Consider the following 13,190-nt stretch of genomic DNA (forward strand, 5'->3'; position numbering starts at 1 on the left):
TGCATGCTCTCTAAGATCGCCGCATGCCTGCATACCTTGCCTGTCTGCATACGGCGCAAATCTAGAAACGGAGAGACCTGCCATGAACAAACTGCTGCGTGCGGCTGCTGCCGCATCCTTCTGCCTGCTTGCCGGCGGCGCTAGCGCCTCGGGCTGGCCGACCAAGCCGATTTCCCTGGTGGTGGGCTACACCGCGGGTGGCAGCGTCGACCTGGTGGCGCGCACCATCGCGCCGGAACTGGGCAAGCGCCTGGGCCAGAGCGTGGTGATCGAGAACCTGGGCGGCGCGGGCGGCACTATCGGTGCGTCCAAGGTGGTCAAGGCCGACGCCGACGGCTACACGCTGCTGATGGGCTCGGGCAGCGAGGTCTCGATCGCGCGCCTGACCAACCCCGCCGTGCGCTACGACGGCGAGCGCGACCTGGCGCCGATCACCTTCGTCGGCACCCAGCCGATGGTGCTGGTGGGCAAGTCCACGCTGCCGGCCAAGAACGCCGATGAGCTGATCGCGCTGGCCAAGGCGCAGCCGGGCAAGCTGGCCTATGCCTCGTCCGGCGTGGGTACCCCGCTGAACCTGGCCGGCGAGCTGATCAAGCAGCAAGGCAAGGTCAACATCACCCATGTGCCCTATAAGGGTGCGTCCGCCATGTCCACCGACCTGCTCGGCGGCCAGATCGACCTCGCTGTGATGGTGCTGTCGTCGGCGCTGCCGCATATCCAGGCTGGCCGGGTCAAGGCCTACGGCGTGACCGAAGGGCGCCGCGCCCAGGTGGCGCCCAACGTGCCCGCGCTGGCGGAAAGCAGCGCGCTCAAGGGTGTGGACATGGGCGTATGGTTTGGCCTGATGGCGCCGGCCAATACGCCGCGCGCCGTGGTCGATCGCCTGAACACCGAGATGCAAGCCGTGCTGGCCATGCCCGACGTGAAGAAGAAGCTGGCCGAGGCCGGCGTGGAAGTGGCGCCGGGCGGCCCGGGCCAGTTCGCCAGCTTTATCAAGCGCGAGACGGTGAAGTACAAGAGCATCGTCCAGACTGCCGGCATTCACGAGTAAGGGGACGGCGGCAGGCGTACCATTTGCTTGTCGCAAGCGGCGGTGCGGGCGGTTGCCGCCCGCCTTCCCCCGCTTCATTTGCTACTTTCTCTACTTTCGCTGTTCAGTCGCTATCACTGGCACGCTTGCCGACCAAAAAACATGACGACCACTGCCCCCAGCTTCGACGCTTACCCGGTTGAAGTCGAATTCCCCGATATCTCCGCCTACGCCGCCGGCAACGCCGGCGTGCCCTACGTCCACACCTTCGACAGCGGCGTGCCCGGCCCGCACGTGATGGTCAACGCGCTGACCCACGGCAACGAGGTGTGCGGCGCCATCACCGTCAAGGCGCTGCTGGACCTGGGCCTGCGCCCGCGCCGCGGCCGCCTGACGCTGGCCTTTGCCAACGTCGACGCGTACCACAGCTTCGATGCCGCCCGCCCGGATGCATCGCGCTATGTCGACCAGGATTTCAACCGCGTGTGGACGGCCGCCGTGCTGGACGACACCACCCGTGACTCGTCCGAGCTGCGCCGTGCGCGCGCCATGCGCCCGGTCATCGACACCGTGGACCTGCTGCTCGACCTGCACTCCATGCACGAGAAAAGCCTGCCGCTGATCGTGTCCGGCCCGCTCGACAAGGGCATCGCCCTGTCGCGCGCCGTGGGCGCGCCCGCCAACGTGATCGTGGACGAGGGCCATCCGGAAGGACGGCGCATGCGCGACTACGAAGGCTTTGGCGACCCCGCCAGCGCCAGGAACGCGCTGTTGATCGAATGCGGCCAGCACTGGGAAGCCGCTGCCGTGGGCGTGGCCCAGGACAGCACCGCGCGCTTCCTGCTCCATGCCGGCGTGATCGATGCGGCCGACGTGCCTGCGGGCTGGCTCCTGCCCGTGGCGCCGCAGCGGGTGGTACGCGTGACCGAGCCCGTGGTCGCCAGCAGCATGGATTTCCGCTTCGCCGGCCCATACACCGGGCTGGAAACCTTTGCCGAAGCCGGCACCGTGATCGGCTGGCGCGACGGCGAGCCGGTGGTCACGCCGTATCCGGATTGCGTGCTGGTGATGCCGTCGCTGCGGCAACTGCGCCCGGGCGTGACCGTGGTGCGGCTGGGGCAGCTGGTAGGCTGACTGGCTGATGTAAGTGCGCAGATGCGCACTTATCGCTGTATTGGGTACGCCGTCGTCAAGGCGGCGGAGGTGCTCAGGCTGGCGTAGCTGGCGATTGCGGCGCGGCCGGCGCACCTGGCGTGCCTGCCGTGGACGGCTTTGGCCGCATGCCGGGCAGCAATTGCTCGAACAGCTCGTCGATCTTCATCTCGGGCGGGACCAGGTTGCTCAGGTTGATGCCACCGGCGCTGCGCAGGGCATCGTAGTTCGCCTTGCCGGCGCGCTCGCCGTTGATATAGACGATGATCTCCGCCGTACTCAGGAAATCGCGCCAGTAGGTCTGGCGTTGCATGTAGACCGTGGCGGTATAGGGGCACGACGCCACCGACGATCCGGGCGACAGCATCTTGAACTCAAAGCCGCGCTGCTGCACCGAGTCGCGGATGAATTCCGCATAGGCATTGCCGCCGCTGCCCGGGTTGGCGATCACGCAAAACAGCGTGCCGTCGGCGGGCTGCATGGAGGCGATACGGTCGCCGCGGTCGACCGGGACGACGGCCTGGTACGTGGCGCAGCCGGTGACCAGCAAGCCAAGGCTGGCGGCTAGCAGTGCTTTTTTCATGATGTTCCTGGAAACGCTGGTGCAAGGGTGCCGAACCGTGTTGTCGGCAAGCGCGCCAGGCAACTTTAGGCCATTGCGGCGGCGGCAATCGTTCGAACAGAACGGGTAAACCGGTCCTGTGCCGGTTCTGCGCCGGTTCTGCGGCTCCCCCGAGCTTTGCCTCAGAGCACAATGGCCTGGCGGCAGCGTAGCGCCATCACCTGCGCCTCGAAGGCGCGCGCCGCGCGCTGCGCTAGCTGGTCGCGGCGGCAGCCCGGGCGGCCATGATCCACGGCGAGGTGACCGAGGCCGGACACCTGCCACTCGCGGCGCGTGATGGCGAGGATGTTGGCGAGCGCCTGGGCTTGCTGGACTTGGCGGGCAGGCAGCGTGCCCCGGGAGAGATCTTCCATCATGATATTCAGCGCGGCCCTCGCTCCAGGGGAGCTTCGGGCCGCTTTGGGCCTTGTCCCGTCGTTGACGTTTGTTCGTATCGTGATGGAAAGATAGACAACGCCGGAACGCGCCACTATCGATAGCGCACCGATCCTGCTGTGGGATGTGTCCTACATGCCGCCGTGCTGGAAAAAACAGTGGGCTTCGCTTCAAGTGGCTCCTGGCTAAGCCACCCCTCTCCCCGGCCCTCTCCCCCTGAGGGGAGAGGGAGAGACAGCCGTCGTCATGGCGCGCGGTCTTGGCCCGGTCGGCGGCCTCAGGCCTTTGCCGCCCCCCCGCTGGCCATCGTGCCCACCACCATCAGGCAGATCGCGGCAAGGAACACCCCCACCAGCAGGATCTGCAGGCGCCCCACCGGGCGGCCCTTCAGGAAGGCGTTGCTGATGAACGGTGGCGAGACCAGGCCCACCACGGTGACGATCAGGATGGTCAGGGCGAGTACGGAAAGCAGGGTTTGCATGCTGGATATCGATCTGGGTAAATCCGGGTAAGTCAGTGCTCGCGCTCAGTTGGCGCCGCCACGCACAAGGCAATCTTCGAGGATCGGCGAGCCCTCCACCTGGCCCGCCCCAGTGCATTCCACGGCCACCTTCTGTCCGCGCCGGACCATGGTGCCGCGTGCCTCGACCTCGCAGGTGCGCCCGGCGGGGCCGCAGATCTGGATCGGCAGGAGCTTGGCGCGCACCACCAGGGTCGGGCTATTGGAGCGGATATCCAGGAAGACCGTGTCATTTCCCTCGCGCCGCACGCCGCTGGCCACGCCCTCCACGATGAAATACTTGCCCAGGTAGCGGTCGTTGGCCGCGCCAGCGTTCTCCTGGTAATCGTCGACAAGGGTGTCCGCCTGGTATTGCGGCAGGATGTCGGTGGAGCGGTTCGGGTCGATGCTGATCGGGTCCAGCGTGCCGTTCTTGGGCACGCCGCGCGCGCCGGCGTTGGGCTCCGGCACCGCCGCGGACGCTGCCGCGACCGGCTCGGGGGCCGGCTCTTCCTGCTGCGCTTCATGGTTGCCGGTGAGCCACAACATGCCAAGGACGGCAAGGGCGACAACGCCGATAAGGATTTGCTGGGTACGGTTCAACATCCGGGGTTTCCTGCGATAGAAATAGGCCATTGCGCTGGCAGGCACCGGCCGCGCGCATCAAGCGCGCGCGCTGCGTGCCGGCGCACTCGGCTCGGCTGCCAGCCCGCCTGTGGCAAGGCCTGGCGGTGCCAGGCCGGGCGCTCGGGCGGGGCTTGCCAAAAAAGTTGCCCACAGCTTTGCCCACAGGGTTGTTCGGTCTTCTCCACAGACTTGTCCACAGCTTGGGCTGGGTGCCGCGTGGGGATCCGGGTGGGCATGCGCATGCACTTCATGGCGGTGGCGTGACGTAAGGCTGGCTTGCTACGGCGCTGCCGGGCTGCGCCGCATCAAGCCGCAACCGGCAAGCCGCGATCAGTGAAGGTGCCGCAGCCCGGTTTCGTCATCGTCTTCGTCCTCGTCTTCCCAGTCTTCATGTTCGACCGGGGTGTCCGGCGCCATGTCGAACACCATCGAGTGGTGCTGCACGGTGAACCAGTCACGGAACTGCTGTAGCGTCAGCGTTTGCGGCCACAGGCTCTCGTCGAACCACTCCCCCAGCATGAATTCGAACAAGCCGCGCCAGCGCTGTTCTACCCATTGCAGCGCTTCCGAGGTGGTCGAGACATCGTCCGGCACCAGGAACACACTCTGGTCTTCGCGTACATGCTCAAGGGTCAGCGTGGCTACCGGGTCGATATCCACGGCCATGATCCATTCGAAGAAAGGCTGCTGCGGCACCAATACGACGAGCGAGCGATTGAGGGTAAAGCGGGGATGATCGGTCATGGCAGGGGCTCGTTCGCTGAAACGGCCCATTGTAGCGGTTGGCCGTGCCCGCATGCGATTCATCGGTGGGCCGGCGGCCCGGCACTGCCAGGCCGCCGCCCGCCGCGGATCAGCGCGCCTAGATGATGGGCCGCCCGCGCCTGGCGGGGTCGGCCCCAAATGTGTCCCGCGCCGGCAAGGCGGCCGATGGCGGGGGCGGCGCTGGTGTGGGAACCCGGTTGGGGAACAGCGTGTCCTTGAGCCCCAGGAAGCGTTTTTCGATCAGGTGCCAGCTCAACAAGGCCGCTGCGATGGACGCGCACAGGCACGCCGCCGAAAAGCCCAGCTGCCACGGGATCTGGCTGCCAAACAGCAGGCGCGGCTCGCCGAACGCCTTGACCGCCGCCACGCGGATGATCGGGTGGAACACGTAAAGCGCGTAGCTGTACTTGCCCAGGAACACCAGGTACCGGTTGCTGAACACGGCGTGCCGGTCCGTTGCGCAGGCCGCGTAGACCAGGCCCACCGCCACCACGGCAACCACCGAGAAGCCCACGGTATAGATCAGCGGGCTGGATTCCAGCCGGGAACCCATGGCCGCCAGCCCGCCCGCCAGCACCAGCAGCGCCAACGGCGCCGCCTTCACCAGCCAGGGCTTGAAGTGCAATCCGCGCCGGACCGCCATCGCCAGCAACGCGCCAGCCACCAGGCCATCCAGCCGGGCCGGCGTGAACACCGAAATGGCGTCCGCGCTATAGCCTTGCAAGACCATGCCGACGCGCACCGCCAGCGTTCCCGCCAGCAGTACCAGGCAGAGCCGGCGCATGGCGCCCAACGGCAGTAGCAGCACCAGCAAGGGCCACACGGCGTAGAACTGCTCCTCGATGGCAAGCGACCACAAGTGCCCCGCGCCCGCCCCGAAGAACGTGCCGGTCAGCGCCTGCTTGAGGTTGGACAGATACAGCACGAACCACGGCCAGCTGGCCTGCACCGCCTCCAGCTTGGCCTGCTCAATGGCGCCGATGCGGTGCGAGATCAGCGGGAACAGCAGCAGAAACAGGACGGCCAGGTAGAAGTAGTACAGCGGAAAGATGCGCAGCACGCGGCGCCCGTAGAACGCGCGCAGGTAGTTGGGCGCGCCCTTGGTGCGCAGCAGGATGCCCGTGATCAGGAATCCCGACAGCGCAAAGAAGATATCCACGCCGATCCACCCCGTCATCGACAACTGGTAGAACAGGCGGTCGAGCGGCAGGTCCGACACCAGGCCCACATGGGCAAAGTGATAGAGCATGACAATCAGGACCGCCAGGCCCCGCACACCGTCGAGCGCGCAAACGTGTGTACCGTCTCGGTTCATGTTCACTCCCTGCCTGGGATGGCCACGCCCGGCGCGGGCGGGCCCACCGGGCTGCCGTGGTGCAATGTCAAAAGGTACCGCGCGGCCTGGCCTGCGTTGGTGTGGCAGCCAACACAGGCCAACACGGCTCAATACGGCTCAACCCACAGGCCAGCGCGGCGCAATGCCCGCTTATGCCCGCTTATGCCCGCTTACAAGGCCTGCTGCGGCAAGTCCTGGAGCGGTTCGGCCTCGACGCTGCGCGCAGGCGCGCCGCCCTCCTCGCTCACCGTCTCCAGGGCTGTTGCCCGCGCTCGCTTGCCAAGCCAGCTCCTGAGCCGCAGGAAAGGCGCTTCAACCAGCAAGTAGCTCAGCGCCGCGGCTGCCAGTGCCTCCAGGATGCAAAAGGGAAAGCGCATCGCCAGCGGCGATGCCGTGCTGGTAAACAGCTGCTGCCAGACGTACAAGCTGAACGAGATCGTGCCCACGAACACAAAGGCCTTGCTCCTGAGCAGGCGCGATATCCACAACTCCGGCCGCTCCACCACGGCTAGGATCAGCAGGCCGACCGCCGCCGCCAGCGCCACCGGGCCATAGGTCGCCGTCCAGATGCCGCCGGCCAGGGTGCCGATGAGCGGCAGGCCAAGCAGCAGTACCAGGATCAGCGCCGGCAGCGCGAACGCGCCGGCGAAGCGTGCGTTCAGTTGCGCCTTCAGCCGCTCGCGGTCCAGCGCGATATAGCATCCCATCAGCACCGGGTCCACGCCCGTGTGCAGCATCAACCCCAGTTGCCCGCGCAACGAAGGCGTCGTGAAATAGCAGAGCACCCGCACCAGCGGCATCAGCATGATCACCAGCACCAGCCAGCGCGGATCCTTGCCGCGCAGCAGCAGTAACAGCACTGGCGGCCATAGCCAGTAGAACTGCTCGTCCAGCGCCAGCGTCCAGAAATGGCCGAGCAGCCACGCGCCGGCGGGATGCGCCATGTTGACGTTGCCCAGCCCGAGCATCTCGGAGTAATTCCAGAGGTGCGCCGCCGCAAACAGGAGCTGCCGCGCATCCACATCGATCAGCCCGACAATGCCAAACAGGCCCATCGCGATCAGGTAGACATAAAAAGCCGGCCAGATGCGCAGCGCGCGGCGGCCGTAGAAACGCATCAGCTTGATGGATCCGCAGGCCCGCCACTCGGCCTGCAGCAGCTCCGTAATCAGGAAGCCGCTCAGCACGAACGAGATAAACACGCCGACGCCGCCGTTCGCGAAATACCGCAGCGGCGCAAGCAATCCCGTGTACCCCCCCTTGGTCATATGCTCCGCATGGCTGATGACCACCAGCATGACCGCGACGCTGCGAAGCCCGGTCAGCTCTAGAACGCGACGGCTCATCTGTCTCACCCCCTCAAGGTGTCGGGGGAGGCGCGGTACTCTGCCATGCTCCCTCGCTTGCCGCCGCGCCATGACGCTCTGCGGCGTCGCGGTGGCCGCGCGCGGCGCGCGCAACCGGTGGGCATGCGGGATGAAATCTAGCTTGCCCCGCGGGCGCGCTCTGTGCGCCGGCATACCAAGTGCGTGCTAACGTGCAAGCATGACAAATGCGCGGCTACCGGTTCGGCGGCAAGGAGGCAGGCGCCATGGGATTCAAGGTCGGAATGACGCTGGCGGCGGAGGGCCTGCTCTTTGCGGCCCTGCTGTTCGGCGCGGCGGGCACGCTGGCCTGGCCCGCCGCCTGGGCCTATCTCATCCTGTTTTTTGGCGGCGGCTATTGGCTCACGCAACGCCTGGCGCGGCATGACCCCGCACTGCTTGCCGAGCGCATGAAGATGCCGCTGCAACGCGGCCAGCCGTTCTGGGACAAGATCCTGCTGCCGTTCGTGCTCGTGGCGTGGATCGCCTGGATGGTGCTGATGGGCCTGGATGCGGTGCGCTTTCACTGGTCCGCGATGCCGTTGTGGCTGCAGTGCCTGGGCGCGGTGCTGGTGGTGCTGTCATTTCTCCTGATCGACCGCGTGTTTCACGAAAACACCTTCCTCGCGGCCGTGGTCAGGATCCAGGCCGAGCGCGGGCACCAGGTGGTGTCGAGCGGCCCCTACGCCGTGGTTCGCCACCCGCTCTACGCCACCATGCTGGTGTTCCTGCCGGCCAATGCGCTGATGCTCGGCTCCTGGTACGGCGTGGCCGCATCGCTGCTGCTCATTGGCGGCATCGTGCTTCGCACGGCAATGGAAGACCGCGAGCTGCAGCGCGGCCTCAAGGGCTACGCGGCCTATGCGGCCCGGGTGCGATACCGGCTGGTCCCCTTCGTCTGGTAGTACGTCAGGCGTCAGGCAGGCAGCCGGTCTTTGCTGCGGTCTTTGCTACGGTCTTTGCCACTTATTGCAGGGGATTGCCGACGATCAGCGCATCGCAGCCTCAATGAATCTGCATCCCGCGCATGGCGTGGATGCGATCGTGGTGCCACTGTATGCCCTCGTACTGGCGCTGCACCACCGCGCGGATCTCGGGCGGCATGTCCTTCGTCAGTGCCGACTGGTACTCGCGCTTTGCCGTTTCCTCATCGCGCTCGCACAGCTGCAGCACCGCATCGTCGTTGTGCGGCGCGATCACGTGCAGCACCTCCATCCAGCCGCGATGCAGCGTGCCACCCATGCTGCCGCGATCCCGGGGCTCCGCGCCCAGCGATGTCACCAGTGCCTGCAACTCCATCACCGAGGCGCGGCACGATTCCGCCGTGCCCGTGAGGATCGCGCGTATCTCGGGGTTATGCACCTCGCGGGCGCCGGTCGTGCAGCTGAGCTCGCCATCCTTGCCGACCTCGATCAGGTGGTTCAGGGTGCCGACGATTTGTCCTTGCGCGTTGGTCATGATGATCTCCTTGCCGGTCTTGCATGGACAGGAGCCTGTGTGAATTCTCGTGCGAATTCTGGTGTGAACCCCCGCGTACATCCGCGCCGCACGCTACACGCCTGGCGTCGATGCCGCTGCGGGATTCAGGCCCCTGCTTCCTGTGCTTGCCTTGCCTGGTTGGCTTGCCGCGCGGCACTTCTGCTATGGGCTCGCGCGCTGGCAGCCGCGTGGACCAGCGCCGGGCGAGATGGGGGTGGGATTTCAGTATAGGAGGGTGTGCGGACTCATAGGGGCGAGGGCTGACCGGTTTGTGCACCGCAGCTTGCCGGAACCGACCCGCATGCGCTTGCCTGCACTTTGCGCTAGCCAAGCCACAAAAAAACCGCAAAATCTGCAAACCGGCTGCCGGTAGATTGCACGCCATGGAGACCACATGAAACCCGAGACCCGAATCCAGTACGCCCAACGCATGGAACCCGTCCTGCGCTGGCTGGCAAGCCACCCCGACGCGGACCCGGAGTTGTACCAGCTGGCCGACCTGGCCTGCCTGTCGCCGTATCACTTCCATCGCGTCTATCGCGCCATGATGGGAGAAACGGTGAACGCCACGGTACAACGCCTGCGCATGCACCGTGCGGCGATCGCGCTGGCGGGTACCGAAGCTTCATTGCGTGATGTGGCGCTGCGCGCCGGCTACGAGTCGGACGCGGCGTTCAACCGGGCATTTGGCGCGGCCTTCGGCATCCCGCCGGGGCGGTATCGCGCAGCCCGCTCCGGTCCCTTCAACCCTCAGGAGCTAGGCATGTATCCCATCACGATCGAGACCTTTCCCGGCACCGTGCTGGCCACGCTGCCCCATCTTGGCAGCTATCAGGAAATCGGCCCGGTGTTCACCCGCGTCTTCATGCTGGCGGCCAGCCGGGGCCTTGCCAGCCCCGACGCCACCGGCTTTGGCGTGTACTTCAGCGATCCCGAGCAGGTGCCGGCAGCGCAATTGCGTTCGCTGGCCGGCATGCCGGTTGCGCCGGATGCCGACTTGGGCGAGGAACTGGAGCGATTCGAAATCCCGGCGGGCCGCTGCGCGATACTGACTTACACAGGTCCCTACAACGAGATGGGCAAGGCGTACAACTGGATGTTCTCGGAATGGCTGCCGAACAGCGGGGTCGTGCCGGCGGACTTTCCCATGTTCGAGCAGTACGTGAACGATCCTCGCACCACGCCGCCCGCGCAGTTGCAGACGCGGATCTGCCTGCCGGTGAAGCAGGGCTGACGCGCACCGCACAGGCACGCCCGCTTGCGCGCGCTGACATTCCCCCCGCGCCGGGGTAACGACGCCTGCCGGGGTGATCATGCGGATTTCAGAATTTCCGCTATCGGCCACGTACAGGTAGCCGCTTGCATCGAGCGCCACGCCAAACGGGTTCTCGAACGAAGCGGCGGTCCCGGTGCCGTCGGCGGACCCCGCCTTTGTGGAGCCCGCCAGGGTGGACACCCGCGCTTGCGCTGCGCCGCAGGAAATCGTCACGTTCGTCACCGCTGCTGTGGCGACGCCGCTGCCATTGCTCACCGAGCAGGTTTGCCCAAGCCGCTGCGTACCGATCGTGACCGCATAGGCGCTGTTGAGCGCAACGGGGGTGGCGAAGGTAAAGGCGCCATTCGCGGTCAGCGTCAGCGGGGCGGCGCCGTTGTTCAGCAGGTTCCATGCAAAAAATGGGAAATTTCGCAATGACAATGAGTGCGATTCGCATTTATGATCTGAGCGTTAGGTTATCCAACGATAAGCGCTTACCTCAGCAGGCCTAACACGCAGATTTATTGCTCGGTGTTGGATATGGTCTTTGCGAAGGAAGACGCCACGAATCTCACATTCAGGAGCAACGCTTCGGGCCGGGACGGAAGCGAAACCAGGTTCAATGGCCTGTGCATATTTCAAGCCATTGCTGCCGGTTCCTTGGTTTTCAACTATCGGAGGTTTCAAAATGATCCGCCATTCTTTCGGCTTGGTTCTGCTTCGTAAACTGCCAATCCAGTGTTTTAGTTTCCCCCGGTGGAAATCAGTGCTTGCTGTCACCTTTGTCGGATTTTTAACTGGATTGTCGCTCGCAGAGAACGGGACGGCCGACGCAGAAAACCTCCCTCTTCCAGTAGCTATTGCCGCAGGCATCGTTGCATCGTGGGCCGCTTTTATTCTTATCTACGCAATTCTCAATTGGTGGGTTCGGCGCGGTGCTCGATGGGATGGCAAAGGGGACCTGTTTAATCTTCTGGCAGCCGCCACTCTGTTTTCTGGAATTATTTCAGGTGTACTATTTTTGTTTATTGATTCGCCTGTCGTCATGCTTGTGGTTTGGTTGTACTCGATCTTGATTGCCGTGGAGGCTCTAAGTACGACCATGGAAAATGTGACCCGCATTTATTCACTCTGCGGAGTCTTGATGGCGCAGGCCATTTCCATGTTATTCTGCGCACTTATTCTTACGACCCTCTTCTCCATATTCCTCAGATTTATCAAGAACTGATCGATCTGAGGCAGATCAGCTATGCCAGCCTTATCTGCCAAGTAAATGAAGGAAACCGATAGTGCGGTGTTCCCCGCCGCTGTATGGGGTGGAATGATGCTGGAGGAAGGTTAATCCCCACATTGGTTGCGAGTATGCCGTATATGCCGGCATACCATTTCGTCAGCGTCGTGTCTCACCATATTAACCGGAGGTAAGGTTAGCAAAGTGTCAGTGCGACTACTGTTTAGTCTCGCCGACTCTTTGGGAGATTCCCTTGGAAAAACTAAAGACCGTCATTGGATCCCTGATTTATTTCCTGTTCGAGGTTTGTGTGGGGATGATAGCCGGGTATCTTCCCGCTATCATAATCGGCCTTGCTTTGTATTTCCTTGGGATGGAAGCCAAGGATTGGATAGAGAGAATACTCTCGAGGTCATGATCAGGCGATCTTGGAGAGATAGATTGAAGCGTTTGATGGTTATCCATCCTTGCGGTGCTCAGGCTATCCGCTAGCGTAGTCGCGGTATCTCACGATGCATAGCCTGGCCGGGCTACGCCCACTCGGCAGACTGCCGGAGCGCTCGACCAGTTACCAGTTGACTATCCAGGTACGCCGCTAAGTCCCCTCGCTTTGGCATCCCCTCTTCTTCTTTCTTGCCGGCTGTCCTTGCTGCCCGCCATCCATGTCAGTCCGCTCCGCCAGCACCTTCTTCGCCAGACTCATTCCCTCGATCATCGCCGACCTGCGCAGAATAGCGAGCCGTTCCCGCGGCGAAACGACGGTTGAGGACTTGCAGGCCGAGGCCTGGCTGGTGGCGAATGAACTGAGCAGGGATCGCGACCCACCTCCGGACGCGGGGGACACAGGATTTCATCAGCAGATCCTGGGGAGGCTCTACAACCGCTTCGTGAAGTTCGCCGACAAGCGATTTCGCTTTGCGGTGCGCCTGGACGAGCAGCGCGAGGACGACGACGGCGGGATGCGAGAGAACCCTATTGCCACCGCTCTGGCGGCGCCAGAAGACTCGGACCCGTCCTTCGCTCTGGCCGCGCGAGAGGAGGAGCACTCGCAGGAGCAGAAAGTACTGGGCCGCTTTGCCGAGGCCGTTGCCTACCTCCGGGTCTTCGCGAACATGGGGGACGACCGAGCTGCCATCGCAGACCACTTTGCGATTGCAGCCCGTACCCTTCGCCGGCGACTGCGGCGGGCAGAGTACACGGTGAAGCTGCAGACGTCCCTGTTCGACGGTATCACATCCATTCCCGATGACTTCGTGCCGCCCCGGCAGGCGCGGAAGTACCCGCCGGGAATCCATGATGCCGAGGGTCCGCCAACGGCTCGCGGGCAGGGCCGGTTGTTTATTCGCGCCTACATCCCGATACGCAGGTGTTGATGGCGCCCCCTCAAGCCGCGGAAGGTTGTCGCGGAAACCGCATAGCGTTCAGCTTCATGTGCGCAAAGATCTGCCCGGGTCA

14 protein-coding genes are annotated in these 13,190 nt (G+C 64.4%); 6 read left to right on the forward strand and 8 right to left on the reverse strand.

All coding sequences use genetic code 11. The features are described from left to right. Positions 1 to 82 precede the first annotated feature (82 nt). Positions 83 to 1,051 (forward strand): tripartite tricarboxylate transporter substrate binding protein, encoded by a 969-nt coding sequence (locus A9975_RS28965; protein ID WP_183035740.1) that lies wholly within the window; start codon positions 83 to 85, stop codon positions 1,049 to 1,051. 141 nt (positions 1,052 to 1,192) lie between these two features. Next, complete coding sequence (locus A9975_RS28970) at positions 1,193 to 2,164, forward strand: M14 family metallopeptidase (protein WP_183035741.1); 972 nt, start codon at positions 1,193 to 1,195, stop codon at positions 2,162 to 2,164. Positions 2,165 to 2,237: 73 nt separating this feature from the next. Here the strand turns inward: A9975_RS28970 and A9975_RS28975 are convergent, their stop codons facing one another. The 7 genes from A9975_RS28975 to A9975_RS29005 form a co-directional block, all read right to left on the reverse strand. Then, entirely contained in the window at positions 2,238 to 2,765 is a 528-nt protein-coding gene (locus A9975_RS28975; RefSeq protein ID WP_183035742.1) for an Sbal_3080 family lipoprotein, read from the reverse strand. A gap of 161 nt (positions 2,766 to 2,926) precedes the next feature. Further along, positions 2,927 to 3,160: a hypothetical protein gene (locus tag A9975_RS28980; protein WP_255503844.1), complete on the reverse strand. Its 234-nt coding sequence runs from the start codon at positions 3,158 to 3,160 to the stop codon at positions 2,927 to 2,929. Between the two features lie 296 nt (positions 3,161 to 3,456). Then, positions 3,457 to 3,660 carry a hypothetical protein gene (locus tag A9975_RS28985; protein WP_174424410.1) on the reverse strand — a complete coding sequence of 68 codons (204 nt, stop codon included), beginning with the start codon at positions 3,658 to 3,660 and terminating at the stop codon, positions 3,457 to 3,459. Positions 3,661 to 3,705: 45 nt separating this feature from the next. Continuing rightward, entirely contained in the window at positions 3,706 to 4,284 is a 579-nt protein-coding gene (locus tag A9975_RS28990; protein WP_183035743.1) for an OB-fold putative lipoprotein, read from the reverse strand. A gap of 351 nt (positions 4,285 to 4,635) precedes the next feature. After that, positions 4,636 to 5,049, reverse strand: a complete 414-nt coding sequence (locus tag A9975_RS28995; protein ID WP_183035744.1) for a hypothetical protein — start codon at positions 5,047 to 5,049, stop codon at positions 4,636 to 4,638. A 118-nt stretch (positions 5,050 to 5,167) separates the two neighbouring features. Next, complete coding sequence (locus A9975_RS29000) at positions 5,168 to 6,385, reverse strand: acyltransferase (RefSeq protein ID WP_183035745.1); 1,218 nt, start codon at positions 6,383 to 6,385, stop codon at positions 5,168 to 5,170. Between the two features lie 191 nt (positions 6,386 to 6,576). Next, entirely contained in the window at positions 6,577 to 7,752 is a 1,176-nt protein-coding gene (locus tag A9975_RS29005; RefSeq protein WP_183035746.1) for an acyltransferase, read from the reverse strand. Between the two features lie 245 nt (positions 7,753 to 7,997). On the opposite strand from A9975_RS29005, the gene A9975_RS29010 reads away from it, so the two are divergent. Next, the gene (locus A9975_RS29010) at positions 7,998 to 8,675 is read left to right on the forward strand and encodes an isoprenylcysteine carboxylmethyltransferase family protein (protein ID WP_183035848.1); all 678 of its coding nucleotides are present in this window, start codon (positions 7,998 to 8,000) and stop codon (positions 8,673 to 8,675) included. A 100-nt stretch (positions 8,676 to 8,775) separates the two neighbouring features. Here the strand turns inward: A9975_RS29010 and A9975_RS29015 are convergent, their stop codons facing one another. Beyond that, entirely contained in the window at positions 8,776 to 9,228 is a 453-nt protein-coding gene (locus tag A9975_RS29015; protein WP_150986431.1) for a PA2169 family four-helix-bundle protein, read from the reverse strand. A 415-nt stretch (positions 9,229 to 9,643) separates the two neighbouring features. On the opposite strand from A9975_RS29015, the gene A9975_RS29020 reads away from it, so the two are divergent. The 3 genes from A9975_RS29020 to A9975_RS29030 all read left to right on the forward strand — a co-directional run bounded on the left by A9975_RS29020 (position 9,644) and on the right by A9975_RS29030 (position 13,108). Further along, positions 9,644 to 10,483, forward strand: coding sequence for a GyrI-like domain-containing protein (locus A9975_RS29020; protein WP_183035747.1), 840 nt, complete (start codon positions 9,644 to 9,646; stop codon positions 10,481 to 10,483). A 709-nt stretch (positions 10,484 to 11,192) separates the two neighbouring features. After that, positions 11,193 to 11,732 (forward strand): hypothetical protein, encoded by a 540-nt coding sequence (locus A9975_RS29025; protein WP_183035748.1) that lies wholly within the window; start codon positions 11,193 to 11,195, stop codon positions 11,730 to 11,732. A gap of 665 nt (positions 11,733 to 12,397) precedes the next feature. Then, entirely contained in the window at positions 12,398 to 13,108 is a 711-nt protein-coding gene (locus A9975_RS29030) for a hypothetical protein (RefSeq protein WP_183035749.1), read from the forward strand. The last annotated feature ends 82 nt before the right edge of the window (positions 13,109 to 13,190 follow it).

This window comes from Cupriavidus sp. UME77 (assembly GCF_014170355.1).
Classification (GTDB): Bacteria; Pseudomonadota; Gammaproteobacteria; order Burkholderiales; family Burkholderiaceae; genus Cupriavidus; species Cupriavidus basilensis.